A 20,968-nucleotide genomic window follows, 5' to 3' on the forward strand; every position below is an offset into this window, starting at 1 on the left:
AGTGAGTAATAAGCACCATGAGCATTTCCCTTCGCGACCAGTTGCTCAAAGCAGGGCTGGTCAACCAGAAGCAGGCCAAGCAGGTCAGCAAAGACAAGCAGAAGCAGCAACGCCTGGCTCACAAAGGCCAGGTCGAACTCGATGACTCCCAGCAGCGTGCGGCTCAGGAAGCCATGGCCGAGAAGGTCAAGCGCGATCAGGAGCTCAATCGCCAGCAGAAAGAAAAAGCCGAGGCCAAGGCCCGTGTCGCTCAGATCAAGCAATTGATCGAAGCCACGCGCCTGCCGAAGCTGACGACCGAGGACTACTACAACTTCGTCGACGACAAGAAGGTCAAGCGCCTCTCGGTCAACGCGCTGATGCGCAACAAGCTCAGCAATGGTTCGCTGGCCATCGTCCATCATGCCGGTGGCTATGAAGTGATCCCGCGTGAAGCGGCGCTGAAAATCCAGGAGCGCGATCCGCAGCGCATCGTGCAGATGAACGTCAAGACTGAAGAGGTCAGCGTTGAGGACGACCCGTACGCGGCCTATCAGATTCCGGATGATCTGATGTGGTAATCGATTCAATGTTCTAGCGGACTTAAATGTTTGCTAGTACTTTGCATTTATACATTGAGCCCGAAAGATTGTGTCGATACGATCCTTCGGGTTTTCTTTTGCCAAAAATAAACTCTGTTATATGAGTGTTTCTGTCTGGAGAAAATAAATGGAATGAACTTGAATGTTTAAGGATGAACCCATGCTCGTCAGTATCGCTTCTTTGCGTCAACCCACCTACAAGTCGCAGTTTTCAATGCTGCGGTCCTCCTATCAATCCATTACCGATTACCTGGCAAGTGAACTGGATGCGCGGGTTGATTTGCTGCGTTGGAAAATAAAAGCCGCAGCAACGGCCGCTCGAGAGCATCATGACGATGCCGATTGTCTTTTCTTCACCTTACCGGAGTTTTTCTGGAATATTCCCTGGCACTTGATTCGAAGTGAAGAGGAACTGCACGAGCTGAACTCCGCCTATCTGGAAAAGATATCAGAGTCAGTGGTGTTGTTGATGCAAGATCTGCCAGTCGCACTCTATGGCAAGATCGTTTTGCTGGGAGGAAGTTGCGCAACCCTTATCAAGGTTGGAGAGGGTGAGTACAGTTATTATGATGTGATTAACTATTTGCTTGCCATCACCAATAAAGAATATGAAATGGATGTTCCGCTTATGTCGATGTGGCCGAAGCGCTCTGTATCAGGTATCGATTTTGGTAAGCATGTAGGGAGTGAAAATGGTTACTGGTATTTTAGTCTTTTCGGTGACGTTGTTGTAAGAGTGAAAGATGTCAGTAACGTGCAGGCCGAACACAGTTATTTTGGTGGTTATGAAGGGAAGTTTGTGAACAGTCTTGTTCCCGGTTGCCCGTTTGGTATTAACCTTTGTCTCGACTATGCCGTGCTCAAGGACGGTGAGCGCGATGAGGAGATTGAACTGACAAACGCCAAAATCGACTTTCTGATCGCCTGCGGTATGCGCTTCGATTATGCCAAACGTCACCCGGCATCGATCCAGTATGCGATCAGGAATGACGGTATGGCTGATGGAGAATGTGAGGTAGTTAAACTTGAAGCGGGGCAGATCGTCAGCATTGTCCCCTCAATGGTGATCGATGAAAGTATCCATTTAGCATCTATTCATATCGCCTGAAGTGGGGGAGTGCGCTGCAGCCCATCAGGCTGCAGCGTTATCAGGTTCTGTGTTCAACCGGTAGCGAGTTCGCGCTTATGCTCCAGCGTTTCCAGTTCAGCCTTGTAGTTGTGGGCGTCGATCTCGTTGTGGAACATCCCGACCAGCAAACCTTGTTGATGCACATCCCAGATGCGGATACCGGCGGCTACGCCTTCGTGGGATTTGTGTGAATCGTCGCGTTCAGTCACTTTTACAGTCATCTGCTAGCTCCAATCTCTGTTATCTGCAGCAAGGCGTGTGCAGGACTCTGTTATAGGGTTTGGTAGCTTGCTAAGTAAACGACTGAGTTTGGAAAGGGACTGTTGCAGAATCGGAGAAAATCCCGCAGGCCTTGAAATACGCGACATTCAGTCGCAGGCCGTTGAGTTTCATGACAAATGCTTCATTTTCAGAAACGGCAAATGCCCCTGTAGGAGCTGCCGAAGGCTGCGATTTTTTGATCTGCCTTGAAGTCAAAAGATCGTAGCCTTCGGCAGCTCCTACAGGATTTGTGTATGTCTTGAGGTTTTTTCTAAAGGCAAAAAAAACGCCCCGAACCAGTCGGGGCGTTTTCATGTGCGGCTCAGCAGCGGGGAATTACTTGCCTTCCCAGCGCTTCAGCACCAGCGTGGCGTTGGTGCCGCCGAAACCGAAGCTGTTGCTCATCACGGTGTTGATGGTGGCGTTTTCGCGGGTCTTGGTCAGCACCGGCAGATCGGCTACTGCAGGGTCCAGCTCGTCGATGTTGGCGGAGCCGGCAATGAAGTTGCCTTCCATCATCAGCATGCAGTAGATCGCTTCGTGAACGCCGGCGGCGCCCAGGGAGTGACCCGACAGGCTCTTGGTGGAGCTGATGGCCGGAGCCTTGTCGCCGAACACTTCACGCACACCTTTCATTTCCGCGACGTCGCCGACCGGAGTCGAAGTGCCGTGGGTGTTCAGGTAGTCGATCGGGGTGTCGACGGTGGACAGCGCCTGCTGCATGCAGCGGATCGCGCCTTCGCCGCTCGGGGCAACCATGTCGTAGCCGTCGGAAGTCGCGCCGTAGCCAACGATTTCCGCGTAGATCTTCGCGCCACGGGCCAGAGCGTGTTCCAGCTCTTCAACCACGACCATGCCGCCACCGCCAGCGATGACGAAACCGTCACGGTCGGCATCGTAGGCACGGGAAGCTTGTTCCGGCGTGTCGTTACGTTTGCTGGACAGGGCGCCCATGGCGTCGAACAGGAACGACTGGCTCCAGTGCTCTTCTTCACCGCCGCCGGCGAACACGATGTCCTGCTTGCCCATCTGGATCTGTTCCATGGCGGTACCGATGCAGTGAGCACTGGTGGCGCAGGCAGAAGCGATGGAGTAGTTCAGGCCCTTGATCTTGAACGGAGTGGCCAGGCAAGCGGAAACGGTGCTGCTCATGGTCCGCGTTACACGGTATGGGCCGACGCGCTTGACGCCTTTCTCGCGCAGGATGTCCAGCGCTTCCATCTGGTTCAGGGTCGATGCGCCACCGGAACCGGCGATCAGGCCGGTACGCGGGTTGGACACCTGCTCTTCGGTCAGGCCGGAGTCGGTGATGGCGTCTTTCATGGCCAGGTAGGCGTAAGCCGCCGCGTGGCCGACGAAGCGATAGATCTTGCGATCGATCAGCTCTTCAAGGTTGAGGTCGATGGAGCCGGAAACCTGGCTACGCAGACCCATTTCGGCATATTCCGGATTGAACCGGATGCCAGGGCGGCTTGCACGCAGGTTAGCGGAGACGGTCTCTTTGTCATTGCCCAGGCAAGAAACGATGCCCAGACCAGTGATAACGACGCGGCGCATGCGGATAACCCTTAGAAGTTGTCAGTGGAGGTGAACACGCCGACCCGGAGGCCTTCGGCGGTGTAGATTTCGCGACCGTCGACAGTGACCGAACCGTCGGCGATGGCCAGGTTCAGCTTGCCCTTGAGGACGCGCTTGATATGAATGTTATAGGTGACTTTCTTGGCGGTCGGCAGGACCTGGCCGAAGAATTTCACTTCGCCCGAACCCAGGGCGCGACCGCGGCCCGGCAGGCCTTGCCAGCCGAGGAAGAATCCGACCAGTTGCCACATGGCGTCGAGGCCCAGGCAGCCCGGCATCACCGGATCGCCTTCGAAGTGGCAGGCGAAGAACCAGAGGTCCGGATTGATATCCAGCTCGGCGACCAATTCACCTTTGCCGTACTTGCCACCTTCTTCGCTGATCAGGGTGATGCGATCAACCATCAGCATGTTCGGGGCGGGCAGTTGCGCGTTACCTGGGCCGAACAGCTCACCGCGACTGCAGCGCAGCAGGTCTTCCCGGGTAAAGGCGTTTTGTTTGGTCATGCGAGCTCCTCAATAGTCCCATGCGGCAGGTGGGGCAAATCTTCCCGGCCGATCGAAGCGTTCATGCCTCGAACCGGCAGCCTACTCATAGACTATTGCGTTGTGGTGAAAGTCACAGCACCAAGGACATGAATGTACACTTGTGCACTGAAATTTTTATTCAAGCCCCTTTTCGGGCCTGTTCGGGTGCCTAAGACTGCCGCACTTTCGCCTTTCACGCCAGTCGCAGATGCTCGAAAGGCCTGTACTACTGCACCCAGCGCTGCAGAATTTGCTGAAGATCAGTACGTTTGAAGGGCTTGGCCAGATAATCGTTCATCCCCGCCGACAAACAGGCTTCTCGATCGCCCTGCAAGGCATTGGCGGTCAGGGCGATGATCGGCAAGTCGGTGCAACCGGGCAGTTGGCGAATCTGTCGGGTGGCTTCATAGCCGTCGAGGATGGGCAACCGGCAGTCCATCAGGATCGCTTCGAAAATCAGGCTCTCGGCACTGCGCACCGCCTGCGCGCCATCGGCGGCGACACTGACCGTGAAGCCCAGACTGCGCAACATGGCTTCGATGACTGTCTGGTTGACTGGATTGTCCTCAACCAGCAACACATTGCGCCCTTCACCGTCGCCTTTGCCTGTGGGCGCCCGCGGTGCCAGTACCGGCAAAGGCTGTTGATACAACGCCAGCGGGATTTCCAGGGTGAACACCGAGCCGCGACCTTCTTCGCTCTGGGCGCGCAAGGTGCCGCCCATGCGTTCGGCGAGCGTGCGCGCAATCGGCAGGCCCAGCCCGGTGCCGCCGTAACGTCTTGAAATAGAACTGTCGGCCTGCTGAAACGCGTTGAACATCAATTCCAGGCTCTCGGCCGCGATGCCGATCCCGCTGTCGCGCACCGTGCAGGTGAACCACAGCAGTTCGTGATCCAGGGACTGCCACTGCGGTTCGATGGACACGCGACCCTGCTCGGTGAACTTCAGCGCGTTGCCGATCAGGTTGACCAGAATCTGCCGGATTCGCGTCGGATCGCCCTGAACCTGAAGCGCCCGCATGTCCTCTGGAACCTGCAATTGCAGATCGAGCCCGCGTTGTGCGGCGCTGTGCTGGAACGCCTGGGCGCAGCTGCCGATCAGGTCGGCGAGGTTGAACGGAATGTGTTCCAGCTCCAGTTCCGAGCGTTCGATGCGCGAGAAATCCAGAATGTCGTTGATGACCTTGAGCAGGTGTTCGGTGGACTCCGAAGCCAGCGCCGCGTATTCGACCTGTTCGTCAGTCATCTGCGTGGTTTCCAGCAACTGCAGCATGCCCAGCACGCCATTCATCGGCGTGCGCAGTTCATGGCTCATCATCGCGAGGAAATCGGACTTGGCGTTGTTGGCCTTTTCCGCTTCCTCGCGCGTCTGGATCAGTTGCGCCATGGCTTGATGCTGTTCACGGCTGGCCTGTTCGAGCCCGCTGGCAAGGTTGTTGATGTGTTGCGACAGGGCGCCCAGTTCGGCGTCGTCGACGATGGGCAGAGGCGTCTTGTAGTCACCGTCCTGGATCGCCTTGACCGCGTTGCCGATGTCGCGGATCGGTTGCGACAGGCTCCCCGCCAAGCGGCGAGCGAGCACGAAGGTAAACAGCAAGGCGAACAGCGCCAGAATCGCAGCCTTGAGCAGGATCTCCTGCTGGCGTTGACTGAATGCATCGTTGGACAGACCGACGATCACCCGACCCAGATAATCTTCGGCGGGCGCATTGCTGGCGACTTTGGTGTTCTGGAAAAAATCATTGTGCAGCGGCACCCGTTGCAGACGCACCGGTGCCTGGAACACTTCGACCTGATGCGGGCGGGTGTGGTCGGCCGACGGTTGCTCGACATACACCAGAATCCGGTTGGCGCTGTCCTGCACTTCCAGGAAACGCACGTTGGGCGTGGCCAGCGTGGCCTTGAGCAGGCTCTCCAGCACCTCGTTGTTGCCGGAAATCACCCCGTATTCCGTGGCCGGGGCCAGCTGATTAGCGATGAGTTGGCCGGTGTGATTGAGTTCCTGGCGCAGGTCCTGGATCCGCACGAAGGTAAAGAAACTGATCAACAACAAGGTCAGCAACAGGGCAGGGCCGAGGCTGATGAGCTGGGTTCGGGTGTTGATGTCCCAACGGCGACGGAAGGTCATGGGCGGCGTTCTCTTTCGGCCAACAGTGTTGCGACAGACGCTTCGTTTATCTGTTCCATACCTAATGAACGAGCCACCTGCGGGTTGCTTGAGACTTTGAAGCGAAGCGGGTAGAGCGTGCGCGGCCACGTCGCGGGTGGCTGATCGAGCAATTGATCGAGTATCACCAGCCAGTCACCCTGATCGGTGTAAGTGCTGGCAAGGCTTCCGGCCCTGACGAACCCTGCGTTGGGGCCGATCAGCGCCAGTTGTCGCGAATAACTGCTGAGCAGAAGGTTTTTTGCGGTTTTCTGGTTGAACAGATCGGGGTCATCGAGGCCGAGCAGCACATCACTGTTGTTCAGCAAAGTTTGCAATGGACGACTGTCGTGGGTGTTGTCCCAGCGTTCGGTGACCACCTCAAGCCCAAGGGTGTAAGCGGCCCGACGCAGTTCCTTCAACAGAAACTCGCTGTGATCGTCATACAGCACGCCGACCCGTTTGACCTGGGGCAACAGCAGCCGGGTCAGGCGCAATTGGCGGTCCAGCGGTGGATCGCTCCAGAGCAGGCTGAGGTACGGCGGCAGGCGGTCACCCAAGTGTTGGCGCGCTTGCAGGCGGCTGATGCGCATCACCAGCGTCGCCGGGCCTTCCGAGTCTTGCAGGCGCCAGTCGAGGCTCGGCAGGTCGAGCAGAATCAAACGCGTGTCGTCGCCCAGTTTTTCTGGTGCCGGCAGATCGGCCAGCGGCTGGAAGCGCACCTGATCGCCAGGGCGCAATTCACGCAGGGCCTGAATGAAAGATTGCACGCCGGGGCTGTCCTCGGTGCCGGTCAACAGAATGTCCGCGGCGTTGGCCGACAGGCTGCTCAGCCAGCCAGCGATCACCAGGCACAGCATGGCCAACAGGTGCCCCACACCTGGCGACTTGCGTGGCGGACAATGCGCCATCTTAAAACGCCAGCTCCGCGCTGAAATACAGCACTCGGCGTTCGTCGTAGTTGTTGTCGACGAAAGTGGTGGGTTGATTGTCGAGGCGTTGCTGGAGCACGCCGGCCAGTTCCAGATTGGCTTTGCCGAGGCGAATCTGCCTGGCGATGCGCGTGTCGACCCGCTCGAAGCGGTAGCCGTTTAGCGCATCGTCGCCATAGTAGAAGAGTGCGCTGTTCCAGCCCTGGCCCCAATCGCGCAGCCAGCCGACGGAACCGCTGTTGCGTGCGGTCTGTAGCGCATCCTGCGGGTTGCTCGCATCGGAATCGACGTAGGCGTAGGTCAGGCGCAGTCGGTCGGCAGTGTCGACTCTCCAGTCGAGTTGGGTTTCGGTTCCCGAAAAACGTGCCGTGTTGGAGTTGCTGGCAATGTATTGGTTATTGCGTAGCGGCTCGCTGATCATGCCGGTGATTTCGTCGTAGAACAGCTTCACATCGACCGCCAGCCCCCAGTCGGCAAAGTAGCCGTTGTAGCCCAGTTCCCGGGAGCGCATGTGTTCCTGATCGAGGTCGCCGGGGCCGCGTGTCCTGACGAAGTAACGGGCGCTGGACTGGCCGTAGGCCCCGGGCTGGATGTTGGTGACGCGGTAACTCCAATTGACACTGTTCTCGAACATGTCCGGTGAGCGAATGGCTTCGGAATACACCGCACGCAACCCATGGCGCGGGTTGATCAGGTAATTGACCGCCACCCGCGGGGTCAGCGAACTGCCGATCAACCGCGTGTCTTCGAACATCGCGCCGCCCTGCAACAACCAGTGTTCACTGGCGCGCCACTCAAGTTGGCCGAAGGCCCGCCACGTCGTGTCATCGAGGGTGCCATTGAAGTAGGTCTCGGAATCTGCCCGGTCGTAACGATAGTTCACGCCGCTGACCAGCCGCAGGCTATCAGACAGGCTCAGGGTGTCCTGCAACTCAAGATCGTAGCGCGTTTCCCGGGCGCTTTGGTCGATGTCGCCGCAAACGGTCTGACTGGCGCCGTTGCGCCATTGATCGAGGACCTGATTGGCCAGTACCTGCTCGGCAGGCGTACCTGCCGGTGCACCGGGACCGGTGAAGCGCGTGATGTTACGGGCCAGGCGCTCGGTGTAGTTCGGGTTGAGTTGCCAGAGTTCGGTCAGTTGCGGGCTGAACGACACCTCGGCATCACAGGCGCGCCAGGTTTGCTGGCGATCCCAGTGCTGGGCCGAACCCTGGATATACAGGCTGTGATCGGGATTGATGTCGAGATTCCAGCGCAGCGAGCCGGCGTAGTCCTTGGCCGTGACGTCGGAGTCGTCCCCGGCGCGGGTAATCCCCGAGAACACGGGGCGGTAGGTATAGGGGCGCTGGTTGCTGCCTTCTTTGGCGTTCAATTGCCAATCGATGCTTTGTTGCTCGTTGAGCGTCTGGCTGACCGCCAGGTTGAAGCGATTCAAGCGGCGACTGTCGTGATAATCGGCGCCCCGACGATCGCTGTCGAAGCCATCGTCCTGCTGACCGGAGAGCGACAAACGAAAGTCGCCATCCTCCCAGCCCACGCCCTGGCTGGCATAGAAGTCGTTGATACCACGCTGGCCGCGGGTGACTTTCATCCGCGTGCCGTGGCTGTCGGCCGGGTTGCGGGTGATGATGTTGACCACCGCCATCAGCGCGTTGGCGCCATAGCTGACGGTGTTCGGACCACGAAAAACCTCGATGCGCTCGATGTCTTCCATGGCCACCGGGATGTCGCTCCAGTCCACCGTGGCCAGGCCCGCGCGGTACACCGAGCGACCGTCGATCAATACCTGCATGCGTCGCGCTTCGCCGGCGCTGGTGCCGTGGTAGTTCACGGTGGCCTGATTGCCGCTGATGTTGCCGACCATCATGCCCGGCACCAGCCGCAGCACTTCACTGATGTCCCGCGCGCCGCTGGCGGTGATCAGCGCATTGTCGATCACCGTCATGCTCCCCGGCACGGCGGCCGGCGACTGCTTCAGGCGCGTGGCCGTGAGCACTTGCGGCAGCGGATCGCTGTCGAGGAACAAATCGTCAGCCAGCAATGGCGAGCTGAAAACCAGCGCCAGCACCAACGGCGAGTGGGGAGATGGAGAGCCCAGCGACACAACACATCCTTGTTAATTATTGTTGGCGCGCATGTTAACCGAGCCCGATGACTTTTCCAGTCACGATGTCAGCATTTTCCGCGGTTTTATCGGACTTGTTTCCATCTGCGCGGGTAATTGACGCGGGGGCTGGCCGCGACTGGGGCGCTCCGTATAATGCCGACATCGCCACTGGTATGGATTAACGGATTGCATATGACTGAACAGCGCCCGATTGCGGTCCTGGGAGGCGGAAGTTTTGGTACCGCCGTGGCAAATCTGCTGGCCGAGAACGGCCATCAGGTCCTGCAGTGGATGCGTGATCCCGAACAGGCCGAGGCCATTCGGGTCAATCGCGAAAACCCGCGTTACCTCAAAGGCATCAAGATTCTGCCCGGCGTAACCCCGGTCACCGACCTGCAAGCGACCCTGGAAGCCTGCGACCTGAGTTTCGTCGCGCTGCCGTCCAGCGCGTTGCGTTCAGTGTTGGCCCCGCACGCCGAATTGCTGCGCGGCAAAATGCTGGTGAGCCTGACCAAGGGCATCGAAGCCCAGACCTTCAAACTGATGAGCCAGATCCTTGAAGAGATCGCCCCGCAAGCGCGCATCGGCGTGCTGTCCGGGCCGAACCTGGCCCGTGAGATCGCCGAACACGCGCTGACCGCCACGGTGGTCGCCAGTGAAGACGAAGAACTCTGCGAGCGTGTCCAGGCGGTTCTGCATGGCCGCACCTTTCGCGTTTATGCCAGCGCCGACCGTTTCGGCGTGGAACTGGGCGGGGCGTTGAAAAATGTCTACGCGATCATTGCCGGCATGGCGGTGGCGCTGGACATGGGCGAGAACACCAAGAGCATGCTGATCACCCGGGCGCTGGCGGAGATGACCCGCTTTGCGGTGAATCAGGGCGCCAACCCGATGACCTTTCTGGGCCTGGCGGGCGTGGGCGATTTGATCGTGACCTGCTCTTCGCCGAAAAGTCGCAACTATCAGGTCGGGTTTGCCCTCGGCCAGGGCTTGAGCCTGGAAGAGGCGGTCAATCGTCTGGGCGAAGTGGCCGAAGGCGTGAACACTCTCAAGGTACTCAAAGCCAAATCCCAAGAGGTCGGCGTGTACATGCCGCTGGTCGCCGGGCTGCACGCGATCCTGTTTGAAGGGCGCACGCTTGAACAGGTGATCGGCCTGCTGATGCGCGGCGAGCCGAAGACCGACGTCGACTTTATTTCCACCAGCGGTTTCAACTGAGCCCACTACTTAACCGGAACGGAGCGAGACATGAACGATCAGAAAGTAGAAGCCAAGTACGAATCCATTTTGCTGCGAGTGCTGTGGATGATCGTCTTTGTGCTGGTCTGGCAAGTGGCGCAATTCATCCTGGGCGCCGTGGTGCTGGTGCAGTTGATCTATCGTTTGATTTATGGCGCTCCGAGCGCCAGCCTGATGAACTTCGGCGACAGTCTGAGTCAGTTTCTGGCGCAGATCGGTCGTTTCGGCAGTTTTCACAGCGACCAGAAACCTTGGCCGTTTGCCGATTGGCCAACGCCGCGTACGCCGGAAGGTGAAGCGCCGCACGTCGTGGCGCCAGCGCCTCATCCGGCCCGAGATGAGGAACCCAAGCTATGAAAATCTGGGTATTGCGTCATGGTGAAGCGGTGCCACACGGCTCCCGCTCCAGCGATTCGGAGCGGGAACTGACGGACCACGGTCGTGAAGAAGTGCTGCGCAGCGCCGCGTTTTTGATTGGGCAGCCGCTGACGGCGATTTATGCAAGTCCGTACCTGCGAGCGCAGCAAACCGCGCAGCTGGTGCACGAGGCATTGGGTTTCAAACCGGAAATCCGCACCGTTGAATGGCTGACTCCGGACACCGAACCGGACAAGGTAGCCGAGCAGATGGTGGCGGTGAGCGATGTTCTGCTGGTCAGCCACAACCCGCTGGTGGGGAATCTGCTGAGCTACCTGCAACATGGCGCCGGGCATCCACCGGAGAGGGTCAGCACGGCCGGGCTGGCGGAGCTCAAGGGAGATGAACTGCTGGTCGGGTCAATGAAGCTCGACAGTATCAAGCACCCATAAAAGCAAAGATCGCAGCCTTCGGCAGCTCCTACATCGGGATGGTGTGCACCCTGTAGGAGCTGCCGAATGCTGCGATCTTTTGATCTGTTTTTTTCTTACAAAATTTCAACCAAGCACTTGCTTGGTTAGCTACGCTTGCTCCAGACCAAAACCAAAGGAGCGAGTCGCATGTCTGCCGCTTTTCGTTTGCCGCTGGACGTTTTCTACGAGCGTGAGGCCCGCCATCCGCGACAGCGCTTTTTGGTTCAGCCCATCGGCGGTGGGCAAGTCGAGACCCTGACCTGGGCCGACGTCGGTCATCAGGCTCGCTGCGCCGCGCATTGGTTGCGGGCGCGGGAGTTGCCCCAAGGCAGTCACATCGCCCTCATCTCGAAAAACTGCGCGCACTGGATCATCGCCGACCTGGCGATCTGGATGGCCGGGCATGTTTCGGTGCCGCTCTACCCCAATCTCACGGCCGAATCCGTGGCCCAGGTGCTGGAGCACTCGGAAGCGGCGCTGGCCTTTATCGGCAAGCTGGACGATTGGCCCGGCATGTCTCGCGGAGTCAATCCCGATCTGCCGACCATCAGCCTGCCACTGCATCCGCCGGGCACCTTCAATTTCAGTTGGGACGATCTGCAACGCAGTTCGCCGATCCAGGACGACCCCAAACCCGGCGCCGATCAACTGGCGACCATCATCTACACCTCCGGCACCACCGGCATGCCCAAAGGCGTGATGCACAGCTTCGGCAATCTGGGTTTCGCCACCACGCGCGGCACGCAGTTGTTCGGTCTCAATGAGTCGGATCGACTGCTGTCGTATCTGCCGCTGTGTCATGTGGCGGAACGGATGTTCGTTGAACTGGCGTCGATCTATACCGGGCAAACCGTGTTCTTTGCCGAAAGCCTCGACACCTTCCTGGCCGATCTGCGGCGGGCCCGGCCGACCGCGCTGTTTGGCGTGCCGCGTATCTGGACCAAGTTCCAGATGGGCGTGTACGGCAAGATCCCGGCAAAACGCCTCGACTTCCTGCTGGGCCTGCCGATCATCGGCAAGCGGGTCGGGCAAAAAGTCCTCGCCGGGCTGGGGCTCGATGCCCTGCGCGTGGCGCTGTCCGGTGCCGCGCCGGTGCCGCTGAGCTTGCTGCTGTGGTATCGCAAGCTCGGGCTGGATGTGCTGGAGGTCTACGGCATGACCGAAAGTTGCGGTTATTCGCACATTTGCCTGCCGGGGCAGAACAAACCCGGGTGGATCGGCAAGCCTTGCCCGGAAGTCGAGGTCCGCATCGATGAGACGGGCGAGGTCATGGTGCGCAGCGGCGCGACCATGCTCGGCTATTTCAAGGAACCGCAGAAAACCGCTGACACCATCACCGAGGACGGTTTCCTGCGCACCGGCGACAAGGGCGAAGAAGACGCCGAAGGCAACCTGCGCCTGACCGGGCGCCTGAAGGAAATCTTCAAGACCAGCAAAGGAAAATATGTGGCGCCGGCGCCGATTGAAAATCGCCTGGCGGTGCATTCGCGTATCGAACAGGTGTGCGTGGTCGGCGATGGCTTGAGTGCGCCGCTGGGCTTGTGCGTACTGTCTGCCGTCGGGCAACAAGAGGCGCGGGCGGGGTTGCATTCCAGCCTGGAAAAGCTGCTGGAGGAGGTCAATAACGCCCTCGACAAGCACGAGCGGCTGCGGCGTCTGGTGGTGGTCAAGGACAGCTGGGCCGTGGAAAACGGCTTCCTCACGCCAACCCTGAAGATCAAGCGCAACGTGATCGAAGCGGCTTACGGCGCCCGCTTCGAAGAATGGAGCGAGCGCAACGAAGCGGTGCTGTGGCAGGATTGAGGCACGAATAAAACCAACAAGGGAAATCTGCGATGAGTCTGTGGCGCACCACTCCTAACATCGAGCAGTTGAACGCAATCCAGAAAAACACCATCGGCGAAGTGCTGGATATTCGCTTCGAAGCTTTCGATGAAGAATCCCTGACCGCGAGCATGGTCATCGATCACCGCACTCATCAGCCTTACGGCTTGCTGCATGGCGGTGCGTCGGTGGTGCTGGCCGAAAGCGTCGGCTCCATGGCCAGTTACCTGTGCATCGATGCCAGCAAGTTTTACTGCGTGGGGCTGGAAATCAACGCCAACCACTTGCGCGGCCTGCGCAGCGGCCGGGTGACGGCCGTGGCCAAGCCGATTCACATCGGGCGCACCACCCATGTCTGGGACATCCGCCTGACCAGCGATGAAGGCAAGGCCAGTTGCGTATCGCGGCTGACCATGGCGGTGGTGCCGCTGGGTGAGAAGCCGCCGGCACGTTGACGGCGATCCATAGCTTTGACCGGACTGTCATCATTCCTGTCGTTTACGGTCATTGCTGTAGGACGCGGTCTTACGGACAATCAACGCCTGTTCTCGCTCATGGATTTGCCGGTATGTCGCAACAGATATTTTTCGCCCACGCCAATGGTTTCCCTTCGGGCACCTACGGCAAATTGTTCGCGGCGCTGGCGCCCGAGTATCAGGTGACGCATCTGGAGCAACACGCTCATGACCCGCGTTTCCCGGCGGACGACAACTGGCACAACCTGGTGGACGAGCTGATCCATCATCTCCGGCAGCAACCTGAACCGGTGTGGGGCGTCGGCCATTCCTTCGGCGGCGTCTTGCACCTGCACGCAGCATTGCGTTGCCCCGAGCTGTATCGTGGGGTGGTCATGCTCGATTCGCCGGTGCTGACCCGCACCGATCAATGGGTGATCCGCGCAGCCAAGCGTTTCGGTTTCATCGATAGGTTGACGCCTGCTGGCCGCACCTTGGGACGGCGGGAAGAGTTCGCCGATCTCGAAAGCGCCCGCCACTATTTTGCCGGCAAAACCCTGTTTCGCGGTTTCGACGCCGAATGTTTTGACGCCTATCTACAGCACGGTTTGCACAAGGTCGGTAACAAACTGCGCCTGCGTTTCGACCCTGCGACGGAAATCAGCATCTTCCGTGGAGTGCCACACACCAGCCCTGGCAGCACACGGCAGCTGAAAGTGCCGCTGGCGGTGGTGCGCGGGCACAAAAGCCGGGTGGTGATGCGCCATCACGTCAGTTCGGTCGGACGCCTGCCGCAGGGTGAAGTCCTGACCATGCCCGGTGGCCACATGTTTCCCCTCGAACGTCCGCAGGACACTGCCGCAATGCTGAAAAACCTGTTCAGCCGCTGGGACGGTCGTCAACAGGATTGCGCATGAGCAACGTCGTCGAAGAAGTACGCCTGAGCCTGCCGCACATTGAGTTGGCCGCGCATCTGTTTGGTCCCGAAGACGGTTTGCCGGTGATTGCCCTGCATGGCTGGCTCGACAACGCCAACAGCTTCGCCCGGCTGGCGCCGAAGCTCAAAGGTTTGCGCATCATTGCGCTGGACATGGCCGGGCACGGTCATTCCGGGCATCGCCCGCCCGGCGCGGGCTACGCGATGTGGGACTATGCTCACGATGTGCTGCAAGTCGCCGAACAGCTTGGCTTGCAGCGATTTGCGCTGTTGGGGCACTCCATGGGCGCGATCGCTTCGCTGATCATCGCGGGCTCGCTGCCGGAGCGTGTCACCCATCTGGCGTTGATCGACGGTGTGATTCCTCCTACAGACAAAGGCGAAAATGCTGCCGAGCGAATGGGCATGGCCCTTCAGGCACAGCTGGATCTGCGGGAAAAACGCAAACCGGTCTACGACACCCTCGACCGGGCCATCGAAGCGCGCATGAAAGGCTTGGTGGCAGTCAGTCGCGAAGCCGCCGAACTGCTGGCCCAGCGAGGCTTGATGCCGGTGCCGGGCGGTTACACCTGGCGCACCGACAATCGCCTGACACTGCCATCGCCGCTGCGTCTTACCACCGAACAGGCGATGGCTTTCGTCCAACGCATCAGTTGTCCGGCAAAACTGGTGGTTGCCGCCGACGGCATGCTCGCCAAACATCCTGAATTGCTGGAGCGTCTACCCTTTAGCCGTGAACAGCTGCCAGGCGGCCATCATTTGCACCTGAATGACGAGCCCGGTGCCGACCTTGTCGCAGACTGTTTCAATCGGTTTTTCGCCATTCCTTGACTTGCACCGGGCAACTGTCGAGGCTGGGCGGGTTGAAATGGGAGACAACCATGATAGATCTGTACACCGCTGCGACCCCGAATGGCCACAAGGTCTCTATCGTGCTCGAGGAACTCGGCCTGCCCTACACGGTGCATGCCTTGAGTTTCGACAATAAGGAACAGAAGTCCGAGGACTTCCTCAAGATCAACCCCAATGGCCGGATTCCGGCGATTGTTGATCGCGCCAACGGCGATTTCGCCGTGTTCGAGTCCGGCGCCATCCTGATTTATCTCGCTGAAATGACCGGCAAGTTGATGCCAACCGACCCCAAGGGGCGTTCGGTGGTCTTGCAGTGGTTGATGTTCCAGATGGGCGGAATAGGCCCGATGCAGGGCCAGGCCAACGTGTTTTTCCGTTATTTTCCGGAAAAACTCCAGGGCGCCATCGACCGCTATCAGCATGAAACCCGCCGCCTCTACGAAGTACTGGACACGCGTCTGCAAACCGTCGAGTTTCTTGCCGGCGAGTACAGCATCGCCGACATCGCGACCTTCCCGTGGGTACGTGGATATGAGTGGTCCGGTGTCTCGGTGGACGGCTTGACGGCGTTGCAACGCTGGATGGCGACCATCGAGGCCCGGCCCGCTGTGCAGCGTGGTTTACTGGTGCCGCAACGCGCCGATGAAGCCAGTGTCATCAAGGGTGCCCAGGCCATGCTGATCCGATGAGTCTATCGATGCGATCCCTCAGTCTGCTGGCGCTGTGCAGTTTCAGTCCCTTGTTGTTCGCCGCTGATGTTCCAGGCAGCCAGGACCTGCCGATCGTGCCGCGCATGGTCGATGCGCAGATCGTCGACTATCGCCCGGCGGTCGATCTTGAGCGGATTTATCCGCTCGGTTCGATCCGCAAGATCAGCGGTCAGCTGCGCTTCGATGGCCAGGTCAGTGCGCGTGGCACTGCAACGTCTGTGACGTACGAACTGCCGCCGGAGCATTCGGCGACCCAAGCGTTCACCGCTGCCCGCGAAGCCTTGCAAAAGCAGGACGCGCAATTGCTGTTCTGGTGCCAGGCCCGGGATTGTGGCGAAAGCAGCCTGTGGGCCAACGAAGTGTTCGGCAACGCCAAACTCTACGGCTCCGACAATGAGCAGGCGTACCTGCTGTTGCGCCTGGCGGCACCGAAAGACAACACGCTGGTGGCGCTTTACAGCATCACCCGCGGCAATCGCAAAGCCTACCTGCACGTCGAACAGTTCGAGGCGGCCGCACCGCTGGGCGATTTGCTGCCGACCTCCGCGACCTTGCTGCGCGAACTCAAAAGCACTGGCGAGCTCGACTTTCCCAAATTGACGGAGACGCCGGATGACACCTGGCTGCGCTTGATATCCCGTGGTCTGAATCTGGATACCACGTTGCGGGTCAGTGTTTCCGGGCCGAATGCCGAAGCCTGGCGTCAAGCGTTGATCGACCAGGGTGTGCGTGCGGCGCGGATCGAAACCGGTAGCGTCGAAGGCTCTGGCCTGCACATCGAGCTGTTGCGCTAGGCTGTATCTGGCGAACGTGCGCGTTGCGTTCGCCTATTCTTTTGACGACTGATTTTTTCGAGACCTTGGATGATCAATAACGATCGGCTGTTGGTGCAGATCCTGCTCCTGGTGCTGTTTGGCGCGAGCTTTTGGGTGATGGCGCCGTTCTGGTCGGCGTTGTTCTGGGGCGCGGTGCTGGCGTTCGCCAGTTGGCCGTTGATGCGCCTGCTGACCCGTTGGCTTAATGGTCGCGAATCGCTGGCAGCAGCCCTGTTGACCATGGGCTGGATGCTGTTGGTGGCGGCGCCGCTGGTGTGGCTGGGGTTCAACCTGGCGGACCATGTACGTGATGCCACCGCGTTCATCAAGGATGTGCAGGTCGATGGCCTGCCGGAGGCACCGGCCTGGCTGGGTGGCATTCCATTGGTGGGCGGTCGTCTGGTGGGGATCTGGAACAGCATCGATCAGCAGGGTGCGGCGATGATGGTGTCGCTCAAGCCTTATTTCGGCCAGGTCGGCAACTGGTTGCTGGCGCGCAGTGCGCAGATTGGCGGCGGCATTCTCGAACTGACGTTGAGCATCGTCTTCGTATTCTTTTTCTATCGTGACGGGCCACGGCTGGCGGCGTTTGTCCATGGCTTGCTCGAGCGCCTGATCGGCAAGCGTGCCGGGTACTACATCGAACTGGTGGCGGGCACGGTGCAGCGAGTGGTGAACGGGGTGATCGGCACGGCGGCGGCTCAGGCCGTGCTGGCGCTGATCGGGTTCCTGATTGCCGGTGTGCCGGGGGCGTTGGTACTTGGCATCGTGACGTTTCTGCTCAGCCTGATCCCCATGGGGCCGCCGCTGGTGTGGGTTCCGGCCACGGCCTGGCTGGCCTGGAAAGGTGAGTACGGGATGGCGATCTTCCTCGGCATCTGGGGCACCTTCATCATCAGTGGCGTCGACAACGTGCTCAAACCGTACCTGATCAGTCGCGGCGGCAACTTGCCGTTGGTCATCGTGCTGCTTGGGGTATTCGGCGGGTTGATTGCGTTCGGCTTCATCGGCCTGTTCATCGGTCCGACGTTACTGGCGGTGGCGTACAGCCTGTTGACCGACTGGAGCAAGAGTCAGGCGCGGGTCGAAGACCGTCGCTGAATGTAGAGGGGATCATGCGGTAAAGCTGGAAAACAGGCTCGCGTTGATCCGGCGGACGGATGATGGGGACCGTCAGACCAACAGCCAGGCTGTAAAAGCGTCCCGGGCTTCCTTGTCCGGGGCGTGTAGCGGGCTGAATCAGAACTTCGCTTCAGCATCCAGTTGCAGGGTGTTGATGTCGGAGTCCTTGAGGGTGGCGTTGGTGTAGTCAGAGTTAGCCATGAAGTACGTCGCGCCGAGGTTGAAGTTCTTGTCCAGCTCGTAGCTCACTTTCAACTTGCTGCCGCGCGAACCGGTGAAACCGTTGGCGAAGTCGGAGTCGGTGAAAGCGCCAACCACGGAGTTACGCTGCACGTCGCGGTAGTTGTAGTCGATGGCAAAACCGTAGACCTTGGTCTTCACACCGGCCAGCCAGGCAGTGTCCTGATCGTTGCTGGCATCGTCGTTGTTGACGTACTGACCGTACAGCGAAAGTGGCAATGGCAGGCCACCGATGTCGAGCTGACCAAAGCCTTCGAACAGTTTGAATTGTTCGTTCGGGCTGTTGCCGTTGATGGCCAGTGCGGCCGGAATGGAAGTACCGCCCGGGGTGATGTCGTCGTCGTTGTCATAACCGTAGACGCTGCCGCCCAGGGTCAGTTTCAGGTTGTCGGTGATGCCAAAGCGCGCGCCCAACTGGCCAGCGTACAGACGCAGGTCGTGCTTGAACTGCACGCCGTCGCCGTCAACGTTGTCCTTGAGGGTGTAGTGACCGGCGCTACCGAACAGCTCGGTGCTGCCGCTCAGCGGGTACTTGTACGACAGGGACAGACCTTCAGGGCTGATGTCGCTATCCCAGATCACGTCGCCCATGCTCACCCATTGCTGTGGCATCTTGCCGCCAACGATGTGCAGGTTCTTGATGGCGTCGGGGTGGTAGTCGACGTAACCCTGGTCCAGCCAGATCTGCTTCTTGTCGAAGTAGTTGTCCAGGCTCTGGTTGGTGGAACGCGGGTCATCGTTGTTGCCGGTGGCGATACGGATACCGGTGTCGACCTGCGGGTTGATTTCGGTATAGGCACCCAGGCGGGCACGAATGCGCTGACGATCCTGGTCTTTGTTGTTCGAAACGCCATCGTTGTGGACATTTTCCTGACGGAAGCGCACGTCGCCCTTGAACTGGGTCTTGGCAGCCCACGCCAGTTTCTGGTCGAAGGTGCTCAGTTCGTTGGTTTTCTTCGCAGTTGCGGCGATTTGCTCGTTGGTCTCTTGTTGAGCCTGACGGGCAATTTGCTGGTCTTTCTGATCCCTGGCCAACTCGGCTTGCAGTTCGCTGTACTGCGCGTTGGTAATCGAGCCGTTAGCTTTGAGCATGTCGAGCAGTTTGGCGTCGACTGCGGCGCTGGCTGGAACACTCATGGCCAGCAGCAGGCCACCACACAGGGCCGCCGCAGTTTTCGTGGAAGCAAGACGCATATCAATCTCCGAAGATGAGAGTGGATGGCTGAGCCATCCAGGGCACAACCGACCAGTGATGGACGGAAAACAGTGGCCGGGTTAGAACCCGACGCTCTAAAAACAGGCGCCAGTATCGCGACGGTTTATGACAGTGCAGTGGCAATGTGATGGCATGTCGGTGACGATACAAAGTCGTCGCGAACTATTGAGTTAGAGCGCTGTCGTCGAATTGATCGTGTGCATCCGGGAGCGATCGGCGATACTCGCGGGGCTTTCACGCCAAGAAGAGTGAGGATGGTGATGCCGTTGCAACGCCTGCAAAGTCTGTCTGAAATCGCCCCGCAAACGTGGGATGCGCTGGTGCCCGAGAATCAGCCGTTTTTGAGTCACGCATTTCTGAGCGCACTGGAAGACAGCGGCAGTGTCGGGCCACATTCCGGCTGGCAACCCGAGCATTTGCTGCACGTCGAAGGGGATCGTTTGATTGCCGCATTGCCCAGCTATCGCAAGTGGCATTCCTACGGCGAATACGTGTTCGACCACGCCTGGGCCGATGCCTGCGAACGTGCCGGAATCGATTACTACCCCAAGCTTTTAACCGCCGTACCGTTCAGTCCGGTCAGCGGCCCGCGGCTGCTGGCAGCCAGTGTCGAGGATGGTTTCGAGCTACTGAAAAGTCTGCCGGGTTATCTGGAAATCGAACAACTCTCCAGTGCCCACATCAACTTCACCGACCCGTTCACCGATGCCGCATTGGCCGAGCAACCGGGCTGGTTGCAACGCATCGGTTGTCAGTATCACTGGCAAAATCGCGGCTACCGCGACTTTCAGGATTTCCTCGATGTGCTGAGTTCGCGCAAGCGTAAACAGATGCGTAAGGAGCGCGAACAGGTGGTGGGTCAGGGCTTCGAGTTCGAGTGGCTGGAAGGGCGGGATCTGACAGAGGCGCAGTGGGATTTTGTCTATGCCTGCTACGCCAATACGTACGCCGTGCGTAGGCAAACGCCTTATCTGACGCGCGAATTTTTCAGCCTGCTGGCCGAGCGCATGCCGCAATCGATTCGCGTGGTCTTGGCCAAACAAGGCTCATGCCCAGTGGCTATGGCCTTCAGCCTGGTGGGGGGCGACAGCTTCTACGGGCGTTATTGGGGCTGTCTGGCCGAGTTCGATCGCCTGCATTTCGAGACCTGTTTCTACCAGGGGATGGACTATGCGATTGCCAACGGCTTCCAGCGTTTCGATGCCGGTGCCCAAGGTGAGCACAAGTTGATTCGCGGGTTCGAACCAGTGATCACCCATTCCTGGCATTACCTGCGCCATCCGGGGTTGAAGGCGGCGGTCAAGGACTTCCTTCAGCAGGAACGGCTGGGTGTGCTGGCGTATGCCGAGGAAGCGCGGACGGTGTTGCCCTACCGCCAGCAATAAAGCAAAGATCGCAGCCTTCGGCAGCTCCTACAGAGGTAACACCTGTAGAGCTGCCGAAGGCTGCGATCTTTTGATTTTCGCG

At 59.3% G+C, this 20,968-nt stretch carries 21 protein-coding genes; 13 read left to right on the forward strand and 8 right to left on the reverse strand.

Features of this window, described 5'->3' with window-relative positions; all coding sequences use genetic code 11:
* Positions 1 to 17 precede the first annotated feature (17 nt).
* Both ACM110_RS24020 and ACM110_RS24025 read left to right on the forward strand, forming a co-directional pair.
* Positions 18 to 560, forward strand: coding sequence for a DUF2058 domain-containing protein (locus tag ACM110_RS24020; protein ID WP_416129728.1), 543 nt, complete (start codon positions 18 to 20; stop codon positions 558 to 560).
* A 181-nt stretch (positions 561 to 741) separates the two neighbouring features.
* Positions 742 to 1,689: a hypothetical protein gene (locus ACM110_RS24025; RefSeq protein ID WP_416129729.1), complete on the forward strand. Its 948-nt coding sequence runs from the start codon at positions 742 to 744 to the stop codon at positions 1,687 to 1,689.
* A 53-nt stretch (positions 1,690 to 1,742) separates the two neighbouring features.
* Here the strand turns inward: ACM110_RS24025 and ACM110_RS24030 are convergent, their stop codons facing one another.
* From ACM110_RS24030 to ACM110_RS24060, 7 genes are all read right to left on the reverse strand, one after another.
* Positions 1,743 to 1,931: a hypothetical protein gene (locus ACM110_RS24030; RefSeq protein WP_150704355.1), complete on the reverse strand. Its 189-nt coding sequence runs from the start codon at positions 1,929 to 1,931 to the stop codon at positions 1,743 to 1,745.
* Positions 1,932 to 2,001: 70 nt separating this feature from the next.
* Positions 2,002 to 2,286, reverse strand: a complete 285-nt coding sequence (locus ACM110_RS24035) for a hypothetical protein (RefSeq protein WP_416129730.1) — start codon at positions 2,284 to 2,286, stop codon at positions 2,002 to 2,004.
* Between the two features lie 21 nt (positions 2,287 to 2,307).
* Positions 2,308 to 3,528, reverse strand: coding sequence for a beta-ketoacyl-ACP synthase I (gene fabB / locus ACM110_RS24040; protein WP_338582471.1), 1,221 nt, complete (start codon positions 3,526 to 3,528; stop codon positions 2,308 to 2,310).
* An 11-nt stretch (positions 3,529 to 3,539) separates the two neighbouring features.
* Entirely contained in the window at positions 3,540 to 4,055 is a 516-nt protein-coding gene (fabA, locus tag ACM110_RS24045; protein WP_003227150.1) for a 3-hydroxyacyl-[acyl-carrier-protein] dehydratase FabA, read from the reverse strand.
* Between the two features lie 247 nt (positions 4,056 to 4,302).
* On the reverse strand, positions 4,303 to 6,204 hold the full coding sequence (locus ACM110_RS24050) for an ATP-binding protein (protein ID WP_416129731.1): 1,902 nt from the start codon (positions 6,202 to 6,204) through the stop codon (positions 4,303 to 4,305).
* Entirely contained in the window at positions 6,201 to 7,133 is a 933-nt protein-coding gene (locus tag ACM110_RS24055; protein WP_416129732.1) for an ABC transporter substrate-binding protein, read from the reverse strand. The genes ACM110_RS24050 and ACM110_RS24055 overlap by 4 nt, the downstream gene beginning before the upstream one ends.
* 1 nt (position 7,134) lies before the next feature.
* The gene (locus ACM110_RS24060; RefSeq protein WP_416129733.1) at positions 7,135 to 9,258 is read right to left on the reverse strand and encodes a TonB-dependent receptor plug domain-containing protein; all 2,124 of its coding nucleotides are present in this window, start codon (positions 9,256 to 9,258) and stop codon (positions 7,135 to 7,137) included.
* 195 nt (positions 9,259 to 9,453) lie between these two features.
* On the opposite strand from ACM110_RS24060, the gene ACM110_RS24065 reads away from it, so the two are divergent.
* From ACM110_RS24065 to ACM110_RS24110, 10 genes are all read left to right on the forward strand, one after another.
* Positions 9,454 to 10,479, forward strand: a complete 1,026-nt coding sequence (locus ACM110_RS24065; RefSeq protein ID WP_416129734.1) for an NAD(P)H-dependent glycerol-3-phosphate dehydrogenase — start codon at positions 9,454 to 9,456, stop codon at positions 10,477 to 10,479.
* A gap of 30 nt (positions 10,480 to 10,509) precedes the next feature.
* Complete coding sequence (locus tag ACM110_RS24070; RefSeq protein WP_150704360.1) at positions 10,510 to 10,857, forward strand: DUF4389 domain-containing protein; 348 nt, start codon at positions 10,510 to 10,512, stop codon at positions 10,855 to 10,857.
* The gene (gene sixA / locus ACM110_RS24075) at positions 10,854 to 11,309 is read left to right on the forward strand and encodes a phosphohistidine phosphatase SixA (RefSeq protein ID WP_416129735.1); all 456 of its coding nucleotides are present in this window, start codon (positions 10,854 to 10,856) and stop codon (positions 11,307 to 11,309) included. Before ACM110_RS24070 ends, sixA begins: the two co-directional genes overlap by 4 nt.
* 168 nt (positions 11,310 to 11,477) lie before the next feature.
* Positions 11,478 to 13,133: an AMP-binding protein gene (locus ACM110_RS24080; RefSeq protein WP_416129736.1), complete on the forward strand. Its 1,656-nt coding sequence runs from the start codon at positions 11,478 to 11,480 to the stop codon at positions 13,131 to 13,133.
* 32 nt (positions 13,134 to 13,165) lie between these two features.
* Entirely contained in the window at positions 13,166 to 13,609 is a 444-nt protein-coding gene (locus ACM110_RS24085) for a hotdog fold thioesterase (protein ID WP_103397693.1), read from the forward strand.
* Positions 13,610 to 13,722: 113 nt separating this feature from the next.
* Positions 13,723 to 14,526 (forward strand): alpha/beta fold hydrolase, encoded by an 804-nt coding sequence (locus ACM110_RS24090; RefSeq protein ID WP_416129737.1) that lies wholly within the window; start codon positions 13,723 to 13,725, stop codon positions 14,524 to 14,526.
* Entirely contained in the window at positions 14,523 to 15,377 is an 855-nt protein-coding gene (locus tag ACM110_RS24095) for an alpha/beta hydrolase (RefSeq protein WP_416129738.1), read from the forward strand. Before ACM110_RS24090 ends, ACM110_RS24095 begins: the two co-directional genes overlap by 4 nt.
* A 50-nt stretch (positions 15,378 to 15,427) precedes the next feature.
* Entirely contained in the window at positions 15,428 to 16,087 is a 660-nt protein-coding gene (locus ACM110_RS24100; protein WP_416129739.1) for a glutathione S-transferase family protein, read from the forward strand.
* A gap of 8 nt (positions 16,088 to 16,095) precedes the next feature.
* The gene (locus ACM110_RS24105) at positions 16,096 to 16,902 is read left to right on the forward strand and encodes a DUF4892 domain-containing protein (protein ID WP_416129740.1); all 807 of its coding nucleotides are present in this window, start codon (positions 16,096 to 16,098) and stop codon (positions 16,900 to 16,902) included.
* A gap of 69 nt (positions 16,903 to 16,971) precedes the next feature.
* Positions 16,972 to 18,024, forward strand: coding sequence for an AI-2E family transporter (locus ACM110_RS24110; RefSeq protein ID WP_416129741.1), 1,053 nt, complete (start codon positions 16,972 to 16,974; stop codon positions 18,022 to 18,024).
* 138 nt (positions 18,025 to 18,162) lie between these two features.
* Here the strand turns inward: ACM110_RS24110 and ACM110_RS24115 are convergent, their stop codons facing one another.
* Positions 18,163 to 19,479: a putative porin gene (locus tag ACM110_RS24115; RefSeq protein WP_338582459.1), complete on the reverse strand. Its 1,317-nt coding sequence runs from the start codon at positions 19,477 to 19,479 to the stop codon at positions 18,163 to 18,165.
* 282 nt (positions 19,480 to 19,761) lie between these two features.
* Here ACM110_RS24115 and ACM110_RS24120 point away from each other — a divergent pair, with 282 nt between their 5' ends.
* Positions 19,762 to 20,886: a GNAT family N-acetyltransferase gene (locus tag ACM110_RS24120; protein ID WP_416129742.1), complete on the forward strand. Its 1,125-nt coding sequence runs from the start codon at positions 19,762 to 19,764 to the stop codon at positions 20,884 to 20,886.
* The last annotated feature ends 82 nt before the right edge of the window (positions 20,887 to 20,968 follow it).

The organism is Pseudomonas sp. NFX98 (assembly GCF_047784845.1).
Lineage (GTDB): Bacteria > Pseudomonadota > Gammaproteobacteria > Pseudomonadales > Pseudomonadaceae > Aquipseudomonas.